The organism is Krasilnikovia sp. M28-CT-15 (assembly GCF_047159595.1).
GTDB lineage: Bacteria > Actinomycetota > Actinomycetes > Mycobacteriales > Micromonosporaceae > Actinoplanes.
Genome location: NZ_BAAGAK010000001.1, coordinates 6,318,301 through 6,341,745, shown reverse-complemented (window position 1 = coordinate 6,341,745; position 23,445 = coordinate 6,318,301). Strand labels below are relative to the sequence as shown.

Below are 23,445 nucleotides of genomic sequence, written 5' to 3'. Positions count from 1 at the left end.
AGGATTCCCTGGTGGCCAACAGTTCGGTGTCGAAGGGCGCGGCGTCGCAGGATTCGGCGTCCACAGGCTCGGCGCGCAAGGGCGCGGCATCCCGCGCGCGCAAGTCCGGCGGCGCCCCGTCGCGGGAGTCGACCGACGAGGCTGCGGTCGCCGCGGAGATCGCCGAGGGGCGCCCGACCGCCGCGCAGGTGGCCGCGGCCGGTGCCGAGCCCACGCCCGAGGCCAGCACCCGGCATGCCGAGCTCAGCGACGAGATCCGCGGCCATCAGTACCGCTACTACGTGCTCGACTCGCCGACGGTCTCCGACGCGGAGTTCGACCGGCTGCTGCGGGAGCTGGAGGATCTGGAGGGGCGATATCCGGCGCTGCGCACCCCGGATTCCCCGACGCAGAACGTCGGCGGCACGTTCTCCACCCAGTTCACCCCGGTGGAGCACGCCGAGCGCATGATGTCGCTGGACAACGTCTTCGACGCCGGCGAGCTGGCCGCGTGGGCCGAGCGCACGGTGCGCGACGCGGGCGGCGCGGTCGACTTCCTCTGTGAGCTGAAGGTGGACGGCCTGGCCATCAACCTGACGTACGAGAAGGGGCGGCTGGTGCGCGGGGCGACCCGGGGCGACGGGCGCACCGGCGAGGACGTGACGTCGAACGTGCGCACCATCCGCGAGATCCCGGAGCGGCTGGCGGGGGAGGACCCGCCGGAGCTGCTCGAGGTGCGTGGGGAGATCTACTTCCCGGCGTCGGCGTTCGCCGATCTCAACGCGTCGCTGGTCGAGCAGGGCAAGGCGCCGTTCGCCAATCCGCGCAACGCGGCGGCCGGCAGCCTGCGCCAGAAGGATCCGCGGGTCACGGCGTCACGCGGGCTGCGCATGGTGGTGCACGGCATCGGTGCCCGGGTGGGCTTCCAGCCGACGTCGCAGTCCCACGCGTACGAGCAGCTCAAGGCGTGGGGTCTGCCGACCAGCGACCGGTGGCGCCGGGTCGGCGACATGGCCGCGGTGCGGGAGTTCATCGACTACTACGCCGAGCACCGGCACGACGTCGAGCACGAGATCGACGGCGTGGTCGTCAAGGTGGACTCGGTGGCGATCCAGGGGCGGCTGGGCTCGACCAGCCGCGCGCCCCGGTGGGCGATCGCGTTCAAGTACCCGCCGGAGGAGGTCACCACCAAGCTGATCGACATCGACGTCAACGTCGGGCGTACCGGGCGGGTGACCCCGTTCGCGGTGCTGGAGCCGGTGCGGGTCGCGGGCTCCACGGTCGCGCTGGCCACCCTGCACAACGCCCGGGAGGTCGAGCGCAAGGGGGTGTGGATCGGCGACACGGTCGTGCTGCGCAAGGCCGGTGACGTCATTCCCGAGGTGCTCGGCCCCGTCATGGACCTGCGCCCCGCGGACGCCCGCCAGTTCGTGATGCCGACCGAGTGCCCGGCGTGCGGCACCCGGCTCGCCCCGGCCAAGGAGAGCGATGTCGACATCCGCTGCCCCAACACCCGGTCCTGCCCCGCGCAGTTGCGTGAGCGGGTGTTCCACCTCGCCGGCCGGGGCGCGTTCGACATCGAGGTACTCGGCTACAAGGCGGGCCAGGCGCTGCTGGATTCCGGCATCATCGCCGACGAGGGCGACCTGTTCGCGATCACGTCCGAGCAGCTGGCGTCCGCGCCGTTCTTCGTCAACAAGGACGGCAGCCTGGGCAGCAATGCGGTGAAGCTGCTGGACAATCTGGCCGAGGCGCAGCAGCGTCCGCTGTGGCGGGTGCTGGTCGCCCTGTCGATCCGGCACGTGGGCCCGACCGCCGCCCAGGCGCTGGCCCGGCACTTCGGCTCGATGGAGGCGATCGAGGCGGCGGTGCGCGAGGAGCGGGTCGAGGAACTGTCCTCGGTGGACGGCGTGGGGCCGACGATCGCCGAGAGCCTGCGCGAGTGGTTCGCGGTGGACTGGCACACCGACATCGTGCGCAAGTGGCGCGAGGCCGGGGTGCGGATGGCCGACGAGCGCACCGACGACGGCCCCCGCCCGCTGGAGGGCCTGACCGTGGTCGTCACGGGCACGCTGGCCAGCCACTCGCGCGACCAGGCCACCGAGGCGGTGACGTCGCGGGGCGGCAAGGTCAGTGGCTCGGTGTCGAAGAAGACCGCGTTCGTGGTGGTCGGCGACAACCCCGGCAGCAAGTACGACAAGGCTCTGGCGCTGAAGGTGCCGGTGCTGGACGAGGCCGGCTTCGCGGTGCTGCTGGCGGACGGACCGGACGCGGCCCGCGAGGTCGCCGAGCTGACCCCGCCGGGTGACAAGGAGTAGGACCCCTATCGAGTGAAAAAAGGGGTCTTCGGCGGTAGCTCACGCATGTGAGTTTGGTAGCGACGAGTCTGTTTCGCGTCGTTTTGTCCATGCGGATCTATGGTGAGTGGGATCGGTCGGTTCCGACACCATCGGGGAGGTCGCATGGGTGCCGCACAGCCGCGCCGCGCGCCGGGCAGCCCGCTCCCCGAGGCGTGCTTCGGACAGCCGGCCCGCTCCGGTGGGGCGCCGCCGGGCCCCGAGACGTACGGACCGGGGACGCCCCGGACCGGGCGGTTGCCGCTGATGCCCCAGTGGCGCGGGATTCTCGTCACGGCCACCGGCGTCGTCCTGGTCGACGGTGCACTGTGGGCGATCGCCTCGGACACGTTCGCGAGCCTGCCGCCCGCGTACTGGGCCATGGCCGTGCTCGCGGTCGCCGTCGACGCCCGGCCGTACGTCCTGGCCGACCGGCGCACCAGCTCCGTCGTCCTGCCCTCGATCTGCTTCACCTTCGCGATCGCCCTCGCCTGGGGTTTCGTGCCCGCGCTCGCGGCGCAACTGGCGGCCGTGACCGTCGCCGGGGCCCGGATGCGCCGGCCCACCGGCCGGGTGCCGCACCTGGCCGTGCAGCACGCCGGAGGGCTGGCCGGGGCATCGCTGGTCGCCGCCGCGGCGGGGCTGCGCCTCGGCCCCGCACCGCACTGGGACGACGCGGTGCTGACCGTCGCCGCGGCCGCCGCCTGGATCGGCGCCCGGTACGGCCTCGCCGCCCTGGCCGCCCGGTGGCACTCCGAGGGCGTACGGCCCCGGCACCGGCCGCGCCGCAGCGTCGAGCTGTTCGCCACCGCCGCACTGCTGCTGCTCGGGCCGGTGGTGCTGGCCGCCGCGCAGGTCGGTCTGGTCCTCGTGCCGCTGGTCCTGCTCGCCCTGCACGCCGTGCACCGGATGGTCCGCTCGGCCGGTGAGTACGAGCGGGCCGCCCGCATCGACCCCCTCACCGGCCTGCCCAACCGCCGCGTCCTGCAGGCCGCGGTCGCGGACCGTGGCGAGGAAGGCGGCCCACGACGGCCGCAGCGGCAACTCGCCCTGCTGTTGCTGGACCTGGACCGGTTCCGCAACGTCAACGACGCGCTGGGTCATCCACTCGGTGACCGGCTGCTGATCGAGGTGGCGCACCGCCTCGCCGCCGCCGTGCCCGCCCACGACCTGCTCGTCCGGCTCGGCGGTGACGAGTTCGCGGTGCTGGCCACCCGGGTCGACGGGCCGGGGGCGGCACGGGCCGTCGCGGGGCACCTCGCCGAGGTTCTGCGCCGGCCGTTCCACCTGGACGGCCTGGCCGTCGACGTCAGCGCCACCATCGGGATCGCGTTGCACGCGCCCCTGCCGGGCTCCGGGCCCGGCGACCCCGCCACGCTGCTGCGCCAGGCCGAGGCCGCCATGTACGACGCCAAGCAGCGCGGCGACCAGATCGTGGTGTACGGCCCCGACGCGGCGCACCATTCCCCGGAACGGCTCACCCTGCTGGCCGATCTGCGCAGCGCCCTGGACGACTACCCGGGCACGTTCGACCCGCCACCGGCACCACTCAACGGGCACGGCGGCTCGGCCCGGACCGGCGCCTCCTCCGACGACCCCCCGGGTCCGGCGGAGGACGGCATCCAGCTCTTCTACCAGCCGCAGATCGCGATCGCGACCGGCGAGGTCGTCGGAGTCGAGGCGCTGCTGCGCTGGCAGCACCCGCGGCGCGGCCTGATCGGCGCCGAGGAGCTGATCCGGGTCGCCGAGCAGACCCCGGTGATGCGCCTGCTCACCGCACGGGTGCTGCACGAGGTGGTCGCGCAGCTCGCGGCGTGGCAGATGGCGGGCCGCGCGGTCCGGGCCGCGGTGAACGTCAGCGTGCGCGACCTGCACAGCGCGGAGATCGCCGAACGGGTCGACGCCCTGCTGCGCCGCTACGACGTCCCGGCGAGCCTGCTACAGCTCGAGATCACGGAGAGCGCTCTGATGGCGGACCCGCACCGGGTGCTCACCACGATCACCCGGCTGGACCGGATGGGCGTGGCCATCTCCCTGGACGACTTCGGCACCGGATACTCCTCGCTGCAGCATCTGCGCCGCCTGCCGCTGTCCGAGGTGAAGATCGACCGGTCCTTCGTCCTGGGCATGGTGGCCGACCGCGGCGACGCCGCCATCGTCCGTTCCGTGATCGACCTGGCGGAGGCGCTGCGCCTGCGGGTGGTCGCCGAGGGGGTCGAGGACGAGAGCACCTGGCGGATGCTGGCCCGGGTGGGATGCCACGCCGCGCAGGGCTGGTTCCATGCCCGCCCGATGCCCGCCGACGACCTGCTCGACTGGCTGGCCCGATACCGCCCGCTGCGCCCGGTCCCGACCACGTGATCACGGCGACGACGGTCGGAGAATCGGGAGTCGCCGGTAGGCCCGGCGGCGGGGCGAAATAGACTCGCTCGGGTCAGCGGCGACGCCCATGATCGCCGTACCGAAGGACCAGCAGGGGGCACGATGACCGCCATCTCCCGCGAAGAGGTCGCGCATCTCGCGCGCCTGTCGCGGCTCGCCGTGACCGAGCAGGAACTGGACCAGTTCGCGGGCCAGCTCGACGTGATCCTGCAGTCGGTCGCCCGGGTCGGTGAGGTGGCGGCCGAGGACATCCCGCCGACCTCACACTCCGTGCCGCTGACCAACGTGTACCGCGACGACGTCGAGCAGCCGTGCCTCACCCAGTCGGAGGCCCTCTCCGGCGCGCCGGACGCCGCCGAGGGCCGGTTCCGCGTACCCCGCATCCTGGACGAGGAGGACTGAAGCCGTGAGTGACGTCACGCGGATGACCGCGACGGAGATCGCGGCGCTCATCTCCGGCGGCGAGGCCTCGGCGGTGGAGGTCGCGACCGCCCACCTGGACCGGATCGACGCGGTCGACCCCCGGGTGCACGCGTTCCTGCACGTGGACCGGGAGGGCGCGCTGGCCGCCGCGCGGGCCGTGGACGAACGGCGGGCCGCCGGTGAGCAGCTGGGACCGCTGGCCGGGGTGCCGGTCGCGGTCAAGGACATCGTCGCGACCCGCGGTGTCCCCACCACCGCCGCGTCGAAGATCCTCGAGGGCTGGCGGCCACCCTACGACGCGACCATCGTCGAGCGGCTGCGCGCCGCCGGCACGGTCATGCTCGGCAAGACCAACATGGACGAGTTCGCCATGGGCTCCTCCACGGAATACTCGGCGTACGGGCCGACGAACAACCCGTGGGACCTGGGGCGCATCCCCGGCGGCTCCGGCGGCGGCAGCGCGGCGGCCCTGGCCGCGTACGAAGCGCCGCTGGCCATCGGTACGGACACCGGCGGCTCCATCCGCCAGCCCGGCGCCGTGACCGGCACGGTCGGCGCCAAGCCCACGTACGGCGGGACGTCGCGGTACGGCCTCATCGCATTCTCGTCCTCACTGGACACCCCCGGCCCGTGCGCGCGCACCGTGGCGGACGCCGCGCTGCTGCACTCCGTGATCGCCGGATACGACCCGCGCGACTCCACCTCCATCCCGCAGCCCGTCCCGGACGTCGTGGCGGCCGCCCGGCAGGGCGCCACCGGCGACCTCACCGGGGTGCGGCTGGGCCTGGTCACCGAGTTCTCCGGCGAGGGCGCCGAGCCCGGGGTGATGGCCGCGTACCGGGACGCGGTGGAGAAACTGGTCAAGCTGGGCGCCGAGGTCGTCGAGGTGTCCTGCCCGCACTTCCAGTACGCGCTGCCCGCGTACTACCTGATCGCGCCGAGTGAATGCTCGTCCAACCTGGCCCGCTTCGACGGCGTCCGGTACGGCCTGCGGGTCGGCGACGACGGCAACCACTCGCTCGAGGAGGTCATGTCGCTGACCCGGGAGGCCGGGTTCGGCCCCGAGGTCAAGCGCCGCGTCATCCTCGGCACGTACGCCCTGTCCAGCGGCTACTACGACGCGTACTACGGGCAGGCGCAGAAGGTCCGCACCCTGATCACGCGCGACTTCACGGACGCGTTCGAGCGGGTCGACGCGCTGATCTCGCCGACCACGCCGTTCGTGGCGTTCCCGTTCGGCTCGCGTACCTCGGATCCGTACCAGATGTACCTGGCCGACCTGTTCACCATCCCCACCAACCTGTACGGCGGCCCGGCCATCTCCGTGCCGTGCGGGCTGTCCGACGGCCTGCCGGTCGGCTTCCAGGTGATGGCCCCGACGATGGCCGACGACCGGATGTACCGGGTGGCCGCGGCGCTGGAGTCCGCGGTCGGCACGTTCACCCCGCCGGCGCTGTAGCCGGAGGTTCGCCCGCACCGCAGTGGGCATCCTCTGCGGCAGCGACCATGGATCCTGCAGGACTGCGCGCTGGACGCGCCTCCTGCAGGATGTGGTCGTGCCCGTGCGGCCGGGCGTACGAGCGGCGACGTCGGCGAGCGGAAGCGCTCAGTTCGGGGTGGACGGCGAGTCCAGCCAGGCGTCGATCAGCTGGGTGAAGTCGCGGCCGGTCTGCTTGTTCACGAACGCGGTGAAGGACGCCCGGGTCTGCTGCGTGTTCCGCTGCGTCTGCACCCATGCCGTCGCCAGGGCGAAGAACTTCTTGTCGCCGAGGGCGTCGTTCAGCTCCTTGAGCATCGCGGCCGGGCAGATGTACACGTTGGCCTCGGCGAAGTTCGCGGCCTGCGGGCGCGCCGGTGGTCCCAGCGTCTTGCGCAGGTCGGCGTCCTTCGCACGGAGGGAGCGCTCCAGATCCTCGTCGGAGAACTTCTCGATCGACTGTTCGTACAGGTACTGGGCGTACATCGCCCAGCCTTCGTTGAGCCACAGGTCGTTCCAGTTGGTGGGGGTCACGGAGTCGCCGAACCACTGATGTGCGTACTCATGCAGCAGGTCCTGCTCGAAGCTGGACGAATCCGACTTCGTGACCTTGCCGCCCATGGTGATCATCTGCTGGGTCTCCATGCCGGAGGCCGAGTCGACCAGCACGATGCCGCCGGTGGGGAACGGGTACGGCCCGAAGCGCTTCTCCAGGAACGAGAGGAAGGCCGGCGACCTGCGCAGCGACGGCACCAGCTTCTCGTCCGTGCCCGGCCGGTACCAGTAGGTCAACGGGATGCCGTGCGGACCCTTCGCGGTGATCTTCCGGTACCGGCCCACGGCCAGCGTCTGCAGGTACGTCGCGACCGGATCGGTGCTGCGGTACCGGAACGTGGTGCCGCTGCGCCCGGCCGGGGTGCCGGCGGCCACCGCCGACCAGCCCTTCGGCACGGTCACCGAGATGTCGTAGAGCGCCTCGTCGGACGGCTGGTCGTTGGCCGGATACCAGGTGTACGCGCCGTACGGCTCCTGCATGGTCCAGAGCGCGCGGTCCTTGGTGACGGTCAGGCCCAGCGGCTCCGTGTCGCTGCGGTGCGACGGCATCGCGGTGGTGCTGGGCGCACCGTGGTACGCCACCACGAGCGTGACCGGCCTGTCCTTGCGCACCGCGATCGGGACCACCAGCTTCTCCGCGGTCACCGCCGCGCCCGGGACGGCGACGCCGTCCACGCTCACCCGGTCCAGCCGGTACGGCTTGAAGTCCAGCCTGATCTGCGCGGCGTCCGCGGCCGGGCGGATGTGCAGGGTGGCGGTCCCGGTGAGCGTGCCGGTGGTCGGCTGCCAGGCCAGTTGGAGGCCGTAGTGCAGCACGTCGAGCGCGGGGTTGCCGAGCCGGGGGTAGAGCGGGTCGGCCACGGGCGCGGACGTGCCCGCCCGCCACTGTGCGTAGTCGATCACCGGCGCGTTGGCCGGAGCCGCCGGGGCCGCCGCTGCCGCCGGCTGCGCGGTGGCGCTGTCCGCCTTGTCCGTGCAGCCTGCGGTGAGCGCGGCGACGACGAGGACGGCGACCAGACTCCTACGGTGCATGACCCGGAACCGTACCCAATCGATCGTGACCCGTGGGGATACCGCCGGGTCAGCGGAAAATCGGTCAGTGGGGCCCACTAGGCTGGAGGCCGTCAGTCGCCGGGTCCAGGTCCCTGGGAGCTCACCGCATGTCCACCATCGCGTTGCCCTCGTATTCCGAGGCCGTCGGCCGGTACGAGCCGGTCATCGGCTTGGAGACCCACGTCGAGCTGGGCACCCGGACGAAGATGTTCTGCGGCTGCCCCACGGTCTTCGGCGCGGAGCCCAACACCCAGGTGTGCCCGGTCTGCCTGGCCCTGCCGGGGGCCCTGCCGGTCGCCAACCGGGCCGGCATCGAGGCCACGATTCGCATCGGGCTCGCGCTGAACTGCTCGATCGCCACCTGGTGCCGGATGGCCCGGAAGAACTACTTCTATCCCGACATGCCGAAGAACTTCCAGACCAGCCAGTACGACGAGCCCCTCTGCGTCGACGGCTACGTCGACGTGGAGATCGACGGCGAGACGGTGCGCATCGGCATCGAGCGGGTCCACCTGGAGGAGGACACCGGCAAGACGCTGCACGTCGGCGGTGCCACCGGGCGCATCCACGGGGCCACCGAGTCGCTGGTCGACTACAACCGGGCCGGCATCCCGCTGGTCGAGATCGTCACCAAGCCGGTGCCCGGCCTCGGGGCCAAGGCCCCCGAGGTGGCCCGGGCGTACGTGACGGAGCTGCGCGACATCATCCGCTCGTTGGGGGTCTCGGACGTGCGCATGGAGCAGGGTTCGCTGCGCTGCGACGTCAACACCTCGCTCAACCTGCCCGGCGAGGAGTGGGGCACCCGCACCGAGACGAAGAACGTGAACTCGCTGCGCTCGGTCGAGCGGGCCGTCCGGTCCGAGATCATCCGGCAGGCCGGGGTGCTCGACGGCGGCGGCACGATCACCCAGGAGACCCGGCACTTCCACGAGGACACCGGCGACACCACCTCGGGCCGATCCAAGGAGACCGCCACGGATTACCGCTACTTCCCCGAGCCCGATCTGGTGCCGATCGCGCCGGACCCGGCCTGGGTGGCGGAACTCAAGGCCGCGCTGCCGGAGAAGCCGAGCGTACGGCGGGCCCGCCTGCGCGAGGAGTGGGGCCTCAGCGAGCTGGACATGCAGTCGATGGTCAACGCCGGTGCCGTGGACCTGATCGCGGAGACCATCGCGGCCGGGGCCAGCCCGGCGGGGGCGCGCAAGTGGTGGATGGGCGAGCTGGCCCGGCGCGCGAACGAGACCGGCGTCGAGCTGTCCGCGGTCGGGGCCACCCCGGCGCAGGTCGCGCAGCTGCAGGCGCTCGTGGACGCGGGAAAGATCAACGACAAGCTGGCCCGTACGGTGCTGGAGGGTGTCGTGGCGGGCGAGGGTGACCCCGCCGCGGTCATGGCCGCGCGGGGTCTCGAGGTGGTCTCCGACACCGGCGCCCTGACCGCCGCGGTGGACGAGGCCATCGCCGCCCACCCGGACATCGCGGCCAAGATCCGCGACGGCAAGGTGGCGGCGGCCGGGGCGCTGGTCGGCGCGGTCATGAAGACGACCCGGGGTCAGGCCGACGCCAAGACCGTCCGGGAACTCATCCTCTCCCGCCTGGGCGTCGAGGGCTGACTCAGGCGGCGACGCGGCGCACGGGCGCCGGGGTCAGCGGCCGGATGAGCTGGTTTTCGGCGTGGCCGCGCTGCGTGAGGGCGGGGTCGTGGGGCGGGCCGGCGGGGTCGTGGTGGGCTCCGGGCCGCCGATGACGTTGCGCTGGACGGTGACGTTGGACTGGCCGGTGCCACCGAGCTGGATGTCGTCGTACGCCTTCAGCTGGTGCTGCTCGTCGAAGTAGAGCACGGACAGCGTCAGCGGCGTCGGCTCCTCGTGCTCCAGCCCGCGCAGCCCCGCACCGCCCGTCGAACCCTGCACCATCAGCCGGGTCGCCACCGGCGGCCCCTGCGTCGCGGCCGGTGCCGGGGCGGTCGACTGCGACGCCGCGGCGGTCGGCGTGACCGTGGGAGAAGGTGACGGCGCGGGCAGCGTGCTCACCTCGCGGTGGTGCTTGTGCCCGGCCAGCACGACCGGGACGACACCGGACAGCGGCGTCGCCATCGCCGGGTCGTGCACGAGCGCGACGTTGACCGCGGGGTCGGCGCCCCGGATCGTGGTCGCCAGCCGTTCACCGCTCACCTGCAGCGGGGAGGTCGCCGAACCGTCGGCGGCGGGCGGGGTCTCCGACTTGTCCGGGGTGAACTCGGGGTCGCCGATGCCCGCGATGGTCAGCCCCTTGATCGTGACGACCGAGTTGTCGAGCACCTTCGCGTTGCTCTGCCGGGCCACCGCCGCCTGGATGGCGGTCGAGTCGTGGTTGCCCCGCACGTAGATGTACGGCACGCCGACCTGCCCGATCGCGGACACATACGAGGCTTCCCCGCTGCTGCCCCAGTCGACGATGTCGCCGGTGTCGACCACCGCGTCGATGTTCCACTGCTTCACCACGGTGCGGATCAGACCCCACGACGACGGGTTCAGGTGCAGGTCGGAGACGTGCAGGATGCGGGTGGTGTTCGCCTGCGGGGCGTACACCGGCAGGGTGGACACCGTGGTGTAGATCCGGCTGACGTTGCTGACCAGCTGCTGGAGCTGGTCGGCGTACCGGCCGTAGTTGTCCGCGATCCGGCGGGCGTCACCCACCACCGCGGGGGCGTTGACCAGCAGGCCCTCGTACCGCGGTTCGGCGATCGAGTCCCGGCGGACCGTGCCGACCGCCAGGCCGAGGCTGCCGCCGACCACCGCGAGCGCGGTCACGCCCGCCCACGCGACCCGGCGGAAGTCCCGGAAGATCAACGCGGCCAGCAGCATCGAGCCGGCCAGGGCCGCGCCGAGCGCCCGCAGCCCGAGGCGCAACACGCCCGCGGTCACCTCGTCGACCGCGCGCTGGCCCGTGGCGGTGAGGGCGGTGGGGTCGTCGATGAGGGCCTCGGTCCGGTTCTGATCCAGCGAGCCGAGGTTGACCTTGAGATGGATGGGGCCATCGTGGCTGTCGAGGTGCAGCGAGCCGAGCGGCGGGATGTCGACCTCGGTGCCACCCTTGAGCGACGGGGTGATCGACATTTCCGCGTGGAACGGGCCCACCTCGATGTGCGTCTGCGCCAGCAGCATCGTGCCCACGAACGTCCCGGTCAGCGCGACCAGCACCACCGCGGCGGTGCCCAGGCCGCGCCGGCCCCACGTGGTGCCCAGGACACGCGTGATCGCGGCCCGGACGGCTCGTGGGAGGTTTCGGAGGGAGGTCATCTACGGCTCACCGTGCCCTGAGGGTAGGCGTGCGAAACAGTCGTCTCCGTTAACTTCGACCAGCGCCGCCCTCGGCAAAGACAAGGCGGATGATGCGATCGTCGTCCGGGCCGGGGTCGCCGCCGTCCTCCTGGTTCGAGGTGGCGACCCACAGCGACCCGTCCGGGGCGGTCGTCAGGGCCCGCAGGCGGCCGTACTCGCCCGCGAGCAGGGCCTGCGGCTGGCCGATCAGGGTGCCGTTGCCGGTGGTGTCGGCCAGCCAGAGCCGCTTGCCGAGCAGGCACGCCGAGGCGACCATGTGCTCCAGGACGGCCACGCCCGCGCAGTCCGACTCCGCGACCGGCCAGCTCACCAGCGGGTCGGCGTACGCGGGGTTGTTGGCGTCGCCCTCGACCCTGCCCCAGCCGTAGTTCCTGCCCTTCTGGATGAGGTTCAGCTCGCCGTACGTCTTCTGACCGGACTCGCTGGCGTACAGGCGCTTGCCGGAGTCCCAGGCCAGGCCCCGGACGTTGCGGTGACCCGAGGACCAGACGCGGGAGTCCTTCACCGGGTTGCCCGGGGCGGGCCTGCCCTCGGTGGTGACCCGCAGGATCTTGCCGCCGAGGCTCTTCGGGTCCTGTGCCTGGGTGCCCGGGGTCCCGTCGCCCGTGCCCACGTACAGGTAGCCGTCGGGGCCGAACGCGACCTGGCCGCCGTTGCCGTCGGGCGACTTGGGGATGCCGGTGAGGATCGGCTGCGGCCTGCCGCCCAGGGTCAGCTTGGCGACCCGGTTGTCCTTGGCGGTCGTGAAGTAGATGAACACCGTTTTGTCCGTGGCATACCGCGGGGAGGCGGCGATGCCGAGCAGCCCGCCGTCGCCGCCCGCCACCACCTCGGGCAACCGCTGCACCTCGGTGACCTTGAGCCCGCTGGCGTCGGTGTCCGGGCCGACCCGCAGGATGCGGGCGGTGTCGCGCTCCGTGACCAGGGCCGCGCCGTCGGGCAGGAAGGACATGCCCCACGGCACCTCCAGGTCCTTGGCCAGCACGGTGACCGCGACCTCCTGGCTGCCCGCCGGGTCGCCGCTGGTGGCGGCAGACGGCGGCGGCAGGTTGGGCGGCTGACCGGCCTGGTCGGGATCGGGCGGCCCGAAGCTGCACGCCGCGCCGAGGACCAGCACCGCCGCCAGCGTCAGCAGCGTGGAACCGGCGCGCCGGGTGCGTGAGGGGGCGCTCGCCCGCCGGGTCACCGGCGGCGCGGCGGCCTGTCGGCGGCGCGGGATCACGCGATCTCCTCATCCACCAGACCAGGGTAGCGGCGGCCCCTGACACCTCCGGCGCCGCCGATCGCGTCGCCGCGGCAGCACGGCTGCGTTGCGGTCCGTGGACCGTCGCGTCCCGAGTCAGGGTGCGTGCCTGCGGTCAGTCCGTCTGGGGCGGGGCGCTGATCTCCTGCCCGGCGGCCGCCAGCACGGCGGGCAGGTCGGCCCGGTTGACGCCGGTCAACCGGATCACCGTGCCGTCGGTGAGCAGCGCGGACACCCGCCCGCGCCGGTCCGGGGCGAGCTCGGCCACCCGGTCCCACGGCACGGTCGTCGTGCCGATCAGTGCGCGGACCCGCAGCCGATCCGGGTAGACGTCCGTCCCCGCCCGCCACGCCCACGCCGCCACGGCCAGCGGGATCAGCAGCAGGGGCGCCAGCGACCAGCGGGCGCCGGCCAGCGGGATCGTGCCGACGAACGCGATCACCGCGGCGACCAGCAGCGCGCCGGGCTTACGCACACGCAGGACGGGCTTGGAACTCACGGGGTCATCCTCGCATTGGCCGGGTGCGCGGAATTGCCGGAGGGTCCCGCACCCTGTCGCGGTGTGAACCAGGTCATAGCCGAACCAGCCGGGCTTCCGACGGTGGGCCCGGATCGGTGGTTGTCCCGTGACCCGTCGGCCGCACGGACGAGGTAATGCACCGGTCGCCGCATTGACCGCGGTAGGTCCATAGTCGACGATCCGAACATGCGAAGGATTTCTACCGTCCCGTAACCCGAACGGAGGACCGCTCGTTGCCAGGTGTGAGGTGCATCAGCTCTGCCGGAGCAACCCACCCCGGTCCCCTCCGATCCGACCCCTCGATCCGACCGCAGAGGATCCACCGACGTGGCAGTGCCGCCGCCCCCCGCACGCGCCCGCCTCGGGAGACTGTCCTGGGTGAGGCCCGCCGCTGTGCCCGCAGCGGGTGCGCTCGTCCTGCTGTCCGGTGTGGCCGGTCCGCTGTCGCCCGTGCCGGCCCTGGCGCTGGGGGCGGGCGGCGTCGCCGTCTGGGCCGCGGCGCTGCTGGTGCGCGCCGCGCTGGCCATCCACCACGACACCGGAACGTACGCCGCCTGCAAGGGCGCGGGCTTCATCGGAATGGGCGCGCTGGCGACCGCCGCCACGGTGCTGCTGCCGGCGGTCGGTGACCCGGCGGATCGGGGCACGGCGGGCCCGTCCAGCCTGGCCGTCGTGGGGCTGGCCCTGGTGGCCTTGTTCTTCGTGCTGGGCACGATGCTGCTGCCGGGCGGCGCGACCACCTGGCCGGTCCGGTTGCGCCGGGCCTTCGACGGGCTGGGCCTGGGGATCAGCCTCGGCTTCGCCGCCTGGCTGATCCCGCCCACCAGCAGCGCGCCCGCGGAGACGCTGCCCGCCACACTGATCACCACGGCCGGGGTTGCCATGATCGTGGTCGTGGTGCTCCGGGCGGGCACGCACCGACGCGCTGCGCTGCGCTGTGGGGCCGGTGCGGTCCTGGTGCTGACCGGGCTGTGCGGGGTGGTGACGTTCGCTTCGCTCGGTGCGCCGAGCAGGGCACTGCCGGTGCTCGGTCTGGCGCTGGTCGCCGGTCTGGGTCTCGCGGCCGACGGTGGTTCCCGGCGCGGCGGGGCCGTCGCGCATGCCGAGGTGCGTGAGCCCGAGCAGTACCTCTCCGGCTACCCGCTGCTGGCCGTCCCGGCCGCGGTGGGGGTGATCGCCGCGCTGTACCACCTGCTCACGGTGGGGCACTTCGACACGGTGGCCATCATGCTGGGCATCACGATGGTCGCGGTGCTCACCGCCCGGGAGTTGTTGGTGGTCAGCGACATCCGCCGGTACGCGGGCCAGCTGAGAACCAAGGAGGCGCATTTCCGCTCCCTGGTCGCGGGCGCCACCGATCTCACCCTGGTGCTGGACGGGCGCCTGCTGATCCAGTGGCAGTCGCCCGCGGCGGCGCGGTTGTTCGGTCTCTCCGACGCTGAAGTCGTCGGCCGTCGGTTCAGTGAACTCATCCACCCCGACGACGTCACGGACGCGCACTCGGTCATCGGATCCGTGCTGTCCGGCGCACACGCGGAAGGGCCGCCGGCCCTGGTGAACGCGCGGCTGCGCGACGGCCACGGCATGTGGCGCGACACCGAGTCGACCGTGTCCGATCAGCGCGGCGTGCCGGAGGTGGCGGCGCTGGTGGTGCACGTCCGTGACGTGGGCGAGCGGCGGCACCTGGAACGCACGTTGCACCGGCTGTCGTACACCGACCAGCTCACCGGGCTGGCCAATCGGCGGGCGCTGATGCGGGAACTGCTGGAATCCCGGCGCCGCCCCGGCCAGCACGGCACGCTGCTCGTCATCGACCTGCACGGGCTGGCCGAGATCAACGACACCCGCGGCCGGGAGATCGGCGACGCGGTGCTCATCGAGGTCGGGCGCCGCATCCGCGGCCTGCTCGGCGACGTGGATCTCGCGGCCCGGCTGGGCGGCGACGAGTTCGCGGTGCTCACCCCGGACGGGGCGGTCCTGGCGTACGCGCTGGCCACCCGGCTCGTCACCTTGCTCGGAGAGCCGTACCAGCTGCCGGGGTCCATTGTGGAGCTGCACGCCAGTGTGGGGTTGGCCGAGCTGGCCGGGGGCACGGACTCCGACGAGGTGCTGCGCCACGCCGACCTGGCCCGCAAGCGCTCCCGCCAGCTCGGCCACGACCGGGTCGAGTGGTACGACACCGACGTCGAGATCCAGCTGCACCGGCGGATGGAGCTGGAGCGCGAGCTGCTCGGCGCGGCCGAGCGGGGCGAGCTGGACCTGGTGTTCCAACCCGCGGTGAGCCTGCAGGACGCGCATCCCGCCGGGGTGGAGGCGCTGTTGCGCTGGCGGCATCCGCGGCTGGGCACGATCCTGCCGGCCGAGCTGCTGCCGATCGCCCGGGCGGTGGGCATCGCCGCCGAGCTGGACGAGTGGGTCCTGGACGCGGCGTGCCGTCACCTGTCGACCTGGACCGCGGGCGGTGCCGACTGCTGGCTGTCGGTCAACGTGGCGCCCCGCGAGCTGCTCACGGCGCGTTTCCCCGAGCAGGTCGAGACCATCCTCGACCGGTACGCGCTGGCCCCGGAACGCCTCGTCGTCGAGGTGGCGGAGGCGTGGATCGCGGAGGACGTCCCGGCCATCGTGGCGTCCCTGGCCGGGCTGCGACGGCTCGGCGTCCGCGCCGCCCTGGACGACTTCGGCGCGGGTCAGGCGTCCCTGGCCCATCTGCGCCGCCTGCCGGTCGACATGTTGAAGCTGGACCGGGCGTTGCTGAACGCGGCGGACGAGCAGGCCAACGGCCCCGCCGTCCTCAACGTGGTGGTGAGCCTGGGCCGCCGGCTCGGCCTGGAAATCGTGGCCAAGGGCCTGGAGACCCGGGAGCAGGTGGAGCGGGCCCGCCGTGCCGGATGCCAGTACGGCCAGGGGTTCGCGCTGGCCCGCCCGGCCCCGGCGGAACGCATGGAGGCGTACCTGGAAACCCACCGCGGCTGAGCGGTGCGCTCAGGGCTCCCGGGGCGGGGCGGTGCTGCCGCGCGGGGTGAGGTGGGCGGTGCCCTCTTCGACGTCGCCGACCCGCTCCCCGTCGATCGCGGACAGCAGCAGCCGGGCGGCGTGCGCCCCGTACGCGGCGATGTCGCGGCTCAGCGCGGTCAGCGGGGGGTGCACCAGGGAGCACAGTGGTGAGTCGTCCCAGGCCACGATGGACAGATCGCCGGGTACGGACAGCCCCATCTCCTGTGCCACGGACAGCCCGGCCACGGCCATCACGTCGTTGTCGTAGATGATCGCGGTGGGGCGTTCCCCGGCGATGAGCAGCCGCCGGGTGGCCCGGCCACCCTCCTCGCCGGTGTAGTCCGACGACACCGTGACGGCCTCGTCGAGCCCGAGGGACGCGCAGACCTCGGTGAACGCCCGGGTCCTGGTCTGGGTGTGCAGCAGGTCGGGCAGGCCGCCGACGCGGGCGATGCGCCGGTGCCCCAGTGCCATCAGGTAGCGCACCGCCTCGGCGATCGCTCCGGCGTCGTCCGACCAGAGCTGGGTGAGCGAGCCGGTGTCGCTGGGGCCGCCGATCACCACGGCCGGGAGTTGCAGTTGCTGCAGGACGGGAACGCGGATGTCGTTTTCGCGCAGGTCGGTGACGAACACGCCGTCGACGCGGCGCTCACCCCACCAGCGGCGGTACACCTCGGTCTCCTGCTCGGCGGTGGCGACGACCTGCAGTGTCAGCGCGTACGAGCGGGCCCCTAGTTCGGCCTCGAAGCCGCTGATCAGGCCCATGAACCACGGTTCGATGCTGAGGATGCGGGCGGGCCGGCACAGGGTGAGGCCGACCGCCTTGGCGCTGGCGCCGGAGAGGGCGCGGGCGGCGCTGTGCGGGCTGAACCCCATTTCCCGGGCGATCGCGACAATGCGCTGCCGGGTCGCGTCGGACACCCCGGGCTGGCCGTTGAGCGCGTACGACACCGCGCCTTTGGACACTCCCGCCCGCTTCGCGATGTCCGCGATGGTCGGCCGCTTCACTGGGCGTCGCCTTTCTCTGAACCGCTGGGTGCGGGCGTCGATCCGAGCTGAACCGCGTGGGGTCGACGGCTCACGCTACCGCTCGCCGGTTTCGCTGCCCCCGGAACGCTGGACTTGATCGGTTAAGTGTTGCAGACCACTGGCATGTGGTCACTTCGGGCGTTTCGGGAGCGCTCCAACATAGGTCAAGCAGGGGCAGACACGAAGCCGTAACGAGGTATTGACACTGGTGATGCTCGGGCATACGGTCACTGAACTTATCCGGTTCAGTAGATTCTTGCGACACTTTCCCCTGGGTGGAGGAGCACATGAAACGGTTCGGAAGCCGAGGGCGGGGGCTGCTGGCCGCCGGCCTCGCCGGCACCCTGGCGATCGCCGGCTGCAGTGGGCAGAGCCTGGAGCGCGGCGCCGACCAGGGCGGCACGGTCACGTTGAAGGTCAACTTCTGGGGCGACATGGGCCTCGACAAACTGAAGGCGCAGTACGAGGCCGCCCACCCCAACGTCAAGATCGTCCTCAACTCGGGCGAGTACAACGCCCAGCACGAGGACCTGCAGAAGAAGCTCGTCGCAGGCTCCGGCGCCCCGGACATCTCCGCGGTCGACGAGGGCTTCATCGTCCAGTTCCGCAGCCAGGCCGACCAGTTCGTCAACCTGCTCGACAAGGGCGCGGGCAGCTACGAGTCCAAGTACCTGCCGTGGAAGTGGCAGCAGTCGCTGTCCCCGAAAGGCCAGCAGATCGGCCTCGGCACCGACGTCGGTGGCCTGGCCATGTGCTACCGCTCCGACCTGTTCGCCAAGGCGGGCCTGCCCACCGACCGCGAGGCGGTCGGCAAACTCTGGCCGACCTGGGCCGACTTCATCACCGTCGGCAAGAAGTACGTCGCCGCCACCGGCAAGAAATTCGTCGACTCCGGCACCAACATGCTCAACCCGGTGCTCGCCCAGCAGCCGCAGGGCTTCTACGACACCAGCGAGAAGCTGCAGATGGACGGTGGTCCCAAGGTCGCGTTCGACCTCAGCATGCAGGCGATCCAAGCCGGACTCTCCGCCAACCTCGCCAGCTTCCAGCCGAACTGGGACACCGGCTTCAAGAAGGACCAGTTCGCGGTGCTGGCCTGCCCCGCGTGGATGATCGGCCACATCCAGGAGACCGCGCCCGGCCAGAAGGGCAAGTGGGACATCGCCGCGATCCCCGGCGGCGGCGGAAACTGGGGCGGCTCCTGGTGGACGATTCCGAAGCAGGGCAAGAACACCGACGAGGCGTACAAGTTCGTCGAGTGGATGATCCAGCCGCAGCAGCAGATCGAGGTCTTCAAGACCGTCGGCAACCTGCCGTCGCAGCCCGCGCTCTACTCCGACCCCGCGGTGCTCGACTACAAGAAGGAGTTCATGAGCAACGCCCCCACGGGCCAGATCTTCGCCGCCACCGCGGCGAACCTGAAACCGCAGTACCTGGGCAAGAAGAACGGCCCCACCCGGGTCGCGGTGGAGAACGTCATCACCCGGGTCCAGCAGGGTTCGCTCGCCCCGGACAAGGCATGGCCGGAGGCCGTCAAAGAGGCCGAGAAGGTCGCCAACTCGTGAACCGCGGGGGCGGGGCGGCCCACCGGCTGCCCCGCTCCTTCTGAGACAGGGGAGTGGCCCGTGTCCGTCACCCACACCGTGCCGCAGCAGGCGGCGACCGAACCCCGGCCGCGAGCACCCGAGCACCGCGCCGGGTGGCGCAACCGGCTCTACCGGTTCGACACCACCCGCACGCCGTACCTGCTCGTCGCGCCGTTCTTCGTGCTGTTCGCGGTCTTCGGGCTCTTCCCGATCGTGTTCAACGGGATCGTCGCGCTGCGCCACTGGCGGCTCGACGACCCCGCACTGACCGGCTGGGCCGGTGGGGCGAACTTCACACGGCTGATCGGCGACGAGGACTTCTGGAACGCGCTGGGCAACACGTTCGGAATCTTCATCCTGTCCACCGTGCCGCAGCTGCTGCTGGCGCTGATCATCGCGAACCTGCTCAACCGCAGGCTGCGCGGCAACACCTGGTGGCGGGTCGGGGTGCTGCTGCCGTACGTGACCCCGGTCGCCGCCTCCACGCTGGTCTTCGCGGTCTTCTTCGCCCGCGACAACGGCCTGGCGAACTGGCTGCTCGGGGTCGTCGGCTTCGGTCAGGAGCAGCCGCTCGACTGGCGGGCCGCCAAGTGGAGCTCCTGGATCGCCATCGCCGTGATGGTCAACTGGAAGTGGATCGGCTACAACGCGCTGCTGTACCTGTCCGCGATGCAGTCGATCCCCAAGGACGTCTACGAGGCCGCCGCGGTCGACGGCGCGGGCCCGTGGCGACAGCTGTGGCGGATCACCGTACCGATGATCCAACCGGTCGTGATCTTCACCGTGGTGCTCTCCACGATCGGGGGGCTGCAGCTGTTCAACGAGCCCATGCTGTTCGACGAGAACCCGGCGGCGGCCTCCGGCGGCTCCGACGGCCAGTTCCAGACCATCGCCCAACTGATCTACCAGGTCGGCTGGAAGGACCTGAACCTCGGGTACGCGGCGGCGATGTCGTGGGCCCTGTTCCTCATCATCCTGCTCGTGGCCGGGCTCAACGCCCTGCTCACCAACCGGATCGGAGGTGGCCGCCGATGAAGGCGCAGCTCGCCCGGGCACCCCAGGAGACCCCCGGCAACCCGCGTACGTATCTGGCCCTGGCCGCGGTCCTCGCGATCTCGGCGTTCCCGCTGTACTGGATGTTCGTCATCGCCACCAGCACGGACGACGCGGTCGCCCGGGTCCCGCCGGCCGTGCTGCCCGGCGGTCAGCTGATGACCAACCTGCGCGAGGTCTTCACGCTGCAGGACGTCTACTTCACCGCCTCGCTCATCAACAGCCTGATCGTCTCGGCCGTGGTCACCACCTCGGTGCTGTTCTTCTGCTCGCTGGCCGGATTCGCGTTCGGGAAGCTGCGCTTCCGGGGCCGCAACGCCATGATGGTCGTGGTGATCCTGACTCTGACCGTCCCCAACCAGCTCGGCGTCGTCGCCCTCTACATCCTCATGGGCAAGTTCGGCTGGAACGGCACCCTGCTGGCGGTCATCGCACCCGGCCTGGTCACCGCGTTCGGCGTGTTCTACATGCGGCAGTTCATCGTGCACGCCGTGCCGGACGAACTGATCGAGTCGGCCCGCATCGACGGCGCCCTCACTGTGCGGATCTATTGGAGCATCGTGCTGCCCGCGATCCGCCCCGCCCTGGCCGTCCTCGGGCTGCTGACGTTCGTGGCCACCTGGAACGACTTCCAGTGGCCGCTGATCACGCTCAACGGCACCGAATTTCCCACCTCGATGGTCGCGCTGTCCGACCTGGCCAGCGGCAACTACGTCATCTACCGGCGGGTGCTGGCGGGCGCGTTCGTGGCCACGGTCCCGCTGCTGATCCTGCTGCTGATCGGAGGACGCCAGATCGTGCGGGGAATCATGGAAGGCGCCGTCAAATCCTGACGAGCCGGACGACGTTGCGCGACGGGTGGACCCGCGTCGTTTGCAACACCAAGCCAGCTCTGATCGACTTAACCGGCCTCAAGCACCGACTCCTCGATTCGATCGAAGATGTCGGCATCGGTCTCACGCTGCCAGTCCGGCAAGTCGTCCCAGTCCGCGACGTACGCGGGCTTCGGGTCGGGAAAGTGCTTGTAGATTTGAGCGATCCAGCACAGGGCCACGAACCGGCCACGCTGCACCCGGCTCAGCCTGCGAGTGGTCCCGTCGCTGATCATGATGAAGTCACGAACTTGCCCGAAGACGGCGGAGGCGCTGCTTCGTTCCCACTCGGGCGTGTCATCCCACGGCGTGATGTATGAAGCCTTCGGTTCTCCCGGGTAGTGCTTGTGCACACCGTCGATCCATGCCTGTCGAAAAATTCGGCCGGCATCCAACGAGTTCGACAACGGAGTCCCTTCCGAGTCATGCGCTAGTGGTCATCGAGCGAAGTGCCGAGATGTCGTCGTTGAGCTGGCGAATCGGCCGTTCCGAAGCAGCCCGCCGGGGCCGGTGGTGCTGTGGTGTCGGTGGCTTCGCGCCGAGGCGCCACCCACGCCGTGTCACGCGAACCGCTCGCCCCGGCGGGATCCGGTCGGGGCGGGCGGCGGCGTTGCGGTTGTCGCGGGGTGCGCCGTACCTATGAAAGATGAATTATTCGGGTACGAGGCGGTAGGCGCCGTCGCTGGCTGAGGTGGCCATCGAGGCGTAGGCGCGCAGCGCCGCCGAGACCGGCCGCTCCCGGTCGACCGGGCTGTACGGCTTCTCCCGGCGCTCCTGCCCGGCGCGGCGGCGGTCCAGCTCCTCGTCGGCGACGTTGAGGCTGATGGAGCGGCCCGGGATGTCGATGGTGATCTCGTCGCCGGTCTCCACCAGCGCGATCAGCCCCCCGGCCGCCGCCTCGGGCGAGACGTGGCCGATGGACAGCCCCGACGTGCCGCCGGAGAACCGCCCGTCCGTGATGAGCGCGCACGCCTTGCCCAGCCCGCGGCCCTTGAGGAACGACGTGGGATACAGCATCTCCTGCATGCCGGGGCCGCCGCGCGGGCCCTCGTAGCGGATCACCACGACGTCGCCCTCGACCACCTGCTTGCCGAGGATGCCTTCGACGGCCGCGTCCTGGGACTCGAAGACGCGCGCCGGACCGGTGAACTTCCACAGCTCCTCGTCCACCCCGGCGGTCTTCACCACGCACCCGTCCGGGGCGAGGTTGCCGAACAGGATCGCCAGCCCGCCGTCGGCGGTGTACGCGTGCTGCACCGACCGGATGCAGCCCTCGGCCGCGTCGGTGTCGAGGCTGGCCCACCGGTTGGTGGTGGAGAACGGCTGCGTGGTGCGCACCCCGCCGGGTGCGGCGTGGAACAGCTCGATCGCCTCGGCCGACGGGCTGCCACCGCGGATGTCCCACGCGTCCAGCCAGGTCGGCAGGTCGGGGGAGTGCACCGCGCGGACGTCGGTGTGCAGGGCGCCGGCCCGGTTCAGCTCGCCCAGCAGTGCGGGGATGCCGCCGGCCCGGTGCACGTCCTCCATGTGGTACTTCGGGCTGTTCGGGGCGACCTTGGACAGGCAGGGCACCCGGCGCGAGATCGCGTCGATGTCGGCCACGCTGAAGTCGAGCTGCGCCTCGCGGGCCGCGGCCAGCAGGTGCAGCACGGTGTTCGTGGAGCCGCCCATCGCCACGTCCAGGGCGACCGCGTTCTCGAACGCGGCCCGGCTGGCGATCGCCCGGGGCAGCACGGACGCGTCGTCGCCGTCGTAGTACTGCTTGGCCAGCTCGACGATCAGCGCACCGGCCCGCTCGAACAGCGCCTTGCGGGCCGCGTGGGTGGCCAGGGTCGAGCCGTTGCCCGGCAGGGCCAGGCCGATCGCCTCGGTGAGGCAGTTCATCGAGTTCGCGGTGAACATGCCCGAGCAGGAGCCGCAGGTGGGGCACGCCGAGCGTTCGATCGTGTCCAGCTGCTCGTCGGTGACCTTGTCGTTGGCGCTGGCCGCCATCGCGTCGATCAGGTCGAGCTTCTCGTGCACGACGCCCTCGATGGCGATCGTCTTGCCGGCCTCCATCGGGCCGCCCGAGACGAACACCGTGGGGATGTTGAGCCGCAGCGCGGCCAGCAGCATGCCCGGAGTGATCTTGTCGCAGTTCGAGATGCAGACCAGGGCGTCCGCGCAGTGCGCGTTGACCATGTACTCGACCGCGTCGGCGATCAGCTCCCGGCTGGGCAGGGAGTAGAGCATCCCGCCGTGGCCCATGGCGATGCCGTCGTCGACCGCGATCGTGTTGAACTCGCGCCCGACCCCGCCCGCCTGCGCCACCGCCTCGGCGACCAGCCCGCCGAGGTCCTTGAGGTGCACGTGGCCGGGTACGAACTGGGTGAAGCTGTTGGCGATCGCGACGATCGGCTTGCCGAAGTCGTCGTCGGTCATGCCGGTGGCGCGCCACAGGGCGCGCGCGCCGGCCATCGTCCGACCGTGGGTCGAGGTCCGGGAGCGCAGCTCAGGCATGACCTCAGTCTGCCACCGTGGGTAAGGGGCGGACAGTCGCCGGGAGCTGCGGGTCCACAGCGCGGGACGACAAAACTCCGTTCCGGTGCGAAACCAACCGGCCGCCAGGCCCCCGCGGCGGCCG

Annotated in this window: 16 protein-coding genes; 9 read left to right on the top strand and 7 right to left on the bottom strand. The window is 71.6% G+C overall.

Annotation, left to right across the window (positions count from 1 at the left end):
- Window positions 1-158 precede the first annotated feature (158 nt).
- From ligA to gatA, 4 genes are all read left to right on the top strand, one after another.
- Window positions 159-2,297, top strand: a complete 2,139-nt coding sequence (gene ligA, locus ACMCNO_RS29015) for an NAD-dependent DNA ligase LigA (RefSeq protein ID WP_412753845.1) — start codon at window positions 159-161, stop codon at window positions 2,295-2,297.
- Between the two features lie 144 nt (window positions 2,298-2,441).
- Window positions 2,442-4,676, top strand: a complete 2,235-nt coding sequence (locus ACMCNO_RS29010) for a putative bifunctional diguanylate cyclase/phosphodiesterase (RefSeq protein ID WP_412752611.1) — start codon at window positions 2,442-2,444, stop codon at window positions 4,674-4,676.
- Window positions 4,677-4,799: 123 nt separating this feature from the next.
- On the top strand, window positions 4,800-5,099 hold the full coding sequence (gene gatC, locus ACMCNO_RS29005; protein ID WP_412752610.1) for an Asp-tRNA(Asn)/Glu-tRNA(Gln) amidotransferase subunit GatC: 300 nt from the start codon (window positions 4,800-4,802) through the stop codon (window positions 5,097-5,099).
- A gap of 22 nt (window positions 5,100-5,121) precedes the next feature.
- Window positions 5,122-6,579 carry an Asp-tRNA(Asn)/Glu-tRNA(Gln) amidotransferase subunit GatA gene (gene gatA, locus ACMCNO_RS29000; RefSeq protein WP_412753844.1) on the top strand — a complete coding sequence of 486 codons (1,458 nt, stop codon included), beginning with the start codon at window positions 5,122-5,124 and terminating at the stop codon, window positions 6,577-6,579.
- 147 nt (window positions 6,580-6,726) lie between these two features.
- Here gatA and ACMCNO_RS28995 read toward each other — a convergent pair whose 3' ends face one another.
- Entirely contained in the window at window positions 6,727-8,184 is a 1,458-nt protein-coding gene (locus ACMCNO_RS28995; RefSeq protein ID WP_412752609.1) for a M1 family metallopeptidase, read from the bottom strand.
- A 128-nt stretch (window positions 8,185-8,312) separates the two neighbouring features.
- Here ACMCNO_RS28995 and gatB point away from each other — a divergent pair, with 128 nt between their 5' ends.
- A complete protein-coding gene (gene gatB, locus ACMCNO_RS28990; RefSeq protein WP_412752608.1) occupies window positions 8,313-9,815 on the top strand; it encodes an Asp-tRNA(Asn)/Glu-tRNA(Gln) amidotransferase subunit GatB in 1,503 nt (500 codons plus the stop codon).
- A 33-nt stretch (window positions 9,816-9,848) separates the two neighbouring features.
- Here gatB and ACMCNO_RS28985 read toward each other — a convergent pair whose 3' ends face one another.
- The 3 genes from ACMCNO_RS28985 to ACMCNO_RS28975 all read right to left on the bottom strand — a co-directional run bounded on the left by ACMCNO_RS28985 (window position 9,849) and on the right by ACMCNO_RS28975 (window position 13,267).
- Window positions 9,849-11,483, bottom strand: coding sequence for a metallophosphoesterase family protein (locus ACMCNO_RS28985; protein WP_412752607.1), 1,635 nt, complete (start codon window positions 11,481-11,483; stop codon window positions 9,849-9,851).
- Window positions 11,484-11,532: 49 nt separating this feature from the next.
- A complete protein-coding gene (locus ACMCNO_RS28980) occupies window positions 11,533-12,744 on the bottom strand; it encodes a PQQ-dependent sugar dehydrogenase (protein ID WP_412753843.1) in 1,212 nt (403 codons plus the stop codon).
- Window positions 12,745-12,883: 139 nt separating this feature from the next.
- Window positions 12,884-13,267, bottom strand: a complete 384-nt coding sequence (locus tag ACMCNO_RS28975) for a PH domain-containing protein (protein ID WP_412752606.1) — start codon at window positions 13,265-13,267, stop codon at window positions 12,884-12,886.
- A 399-nt stretch (window positions 13,268-13,666) separates the two neighbouring features.
- On the opposite strand from ACMCNO_RS28975, the gene ACMCNO_RS28970 reads away from it, so the two are divergent.
- Window positions 13,667-16,261 (top strand): putative bifunctional diguanylate cyclase/phosphodiesterase, encoded by a 2,595-nt coding sequence (locus ACMCNO_RS28970; RefSeq protein WP_412752605.1) that lies wholly within the window; start codon window positions 13,667-13,669, stop codon window positions 16,259-16,261.
- Between the two features lie 9 nt (window positions 16,262-16,270).
- On the opposite strand, the gene ACMCNO_RS28965 is transcribed toward ACMCNO_RS28970, so the two are convergent.
- Window positions 16,271-17,290 carry a LacI family DNA-binding transcriptional regulator gene (locus ACMCNO_RS28965; protein WP_412752604.1) on the bottom strand — a complete coding sequence of 340 codons (1,020 nt, stop codon included), beginning with the start codon at window positions 17,288-17,290 and terminating at the stop codon, window positions 16,271-16,273.
- A gap of 308 nt (window positions 17,291-17,598) precedes the next feature.
- Between ACMCNO_RS28965 and ACMCNO_RS28960 the strand changes: the two genes are divergently transcribed.
- The 3 genes from ACMCNO_RS28960 to ACMCNO_RS28950 are packed head-to-tail and all read left to right on the top strand — an operon-like array spanning window position 17,599 to window position 20,783.
- The gene (locus tag ACMCNO_RS28960; protein WP_412752603.1) at window positions 17,599-18,876 is read left to right on the top strand and encodes an extracellular solute-binding protein; all 1,278 of its coding nucleotides are present in this window, start codon (window positions 17,599-17,601) and stop codon (window positions 18,874-18,876) included.
- Window positions 18,877-18,936: 60 nt separating this feature from the next.
- Window positions 18,937-19,932 carry a carbohydrate ABC transporter permease gene (locus ACMCNO_RS28955; RefSeq protein ID WP_412752602.1) on the top strand — a complete coding sequence of 332 codons (996 nt, stop codon included), beginning with the start codon at window positions 18,937-18,939 and terminating at the stop codon, window positions 19,930-19,932.
- On the top strand, window positions 19,929-20,783 hold the full coding sequence (locus ACMCNO_RS28950) for a carbohydrate ABC transporter permease (protein ID WP_412752601.1): 855 nt from the start codon (window positions 19,929-19,931) through the stop codon (window positions 20,781-20,783). Before ACMCNO_RS28955 ends, ACMCNO_RS28950 begins: the two co-directional genes overlap by 4 nt.
- Window positions 20,784-20,851: 68 nt before the next feature.
- Here ACMCNO_RS28950 and ACMCNO_RS28945 read toward each other — a convergent pair whose 3' ends face one another.
- Together ACMCNO_RS28945 and ilvD are read right to left on the bottom strand one after the other, a co-directional pair.
- Window positions 20,852-21,175, bottom strand: a complete 324-nt coding sequence (locus ACMCNO_RS28945) for a hypothetical protein (protein WP_412752600.1) — start codon at window positions 21,173-21,175, stop codon at window positions 20,852-20,854.
- Window positions 21,176-21,473: 298 nt separating this feature from the next.
- Window positions 21,474-23,321 (bottom strand): dihydroxy-acid dehydratase, encoded by a 1,848-nt coding sequence (gene ilvD, locus ACMCNO_RS28940; RefSeq protein ID WP_412752599.1) that lies wholly within the window; start codon window positions 23,319-23,321, stop codon window positions 21,474-21,476.
- Window positions 23,322-23,445: the final 124 nt, after the last annotated feature.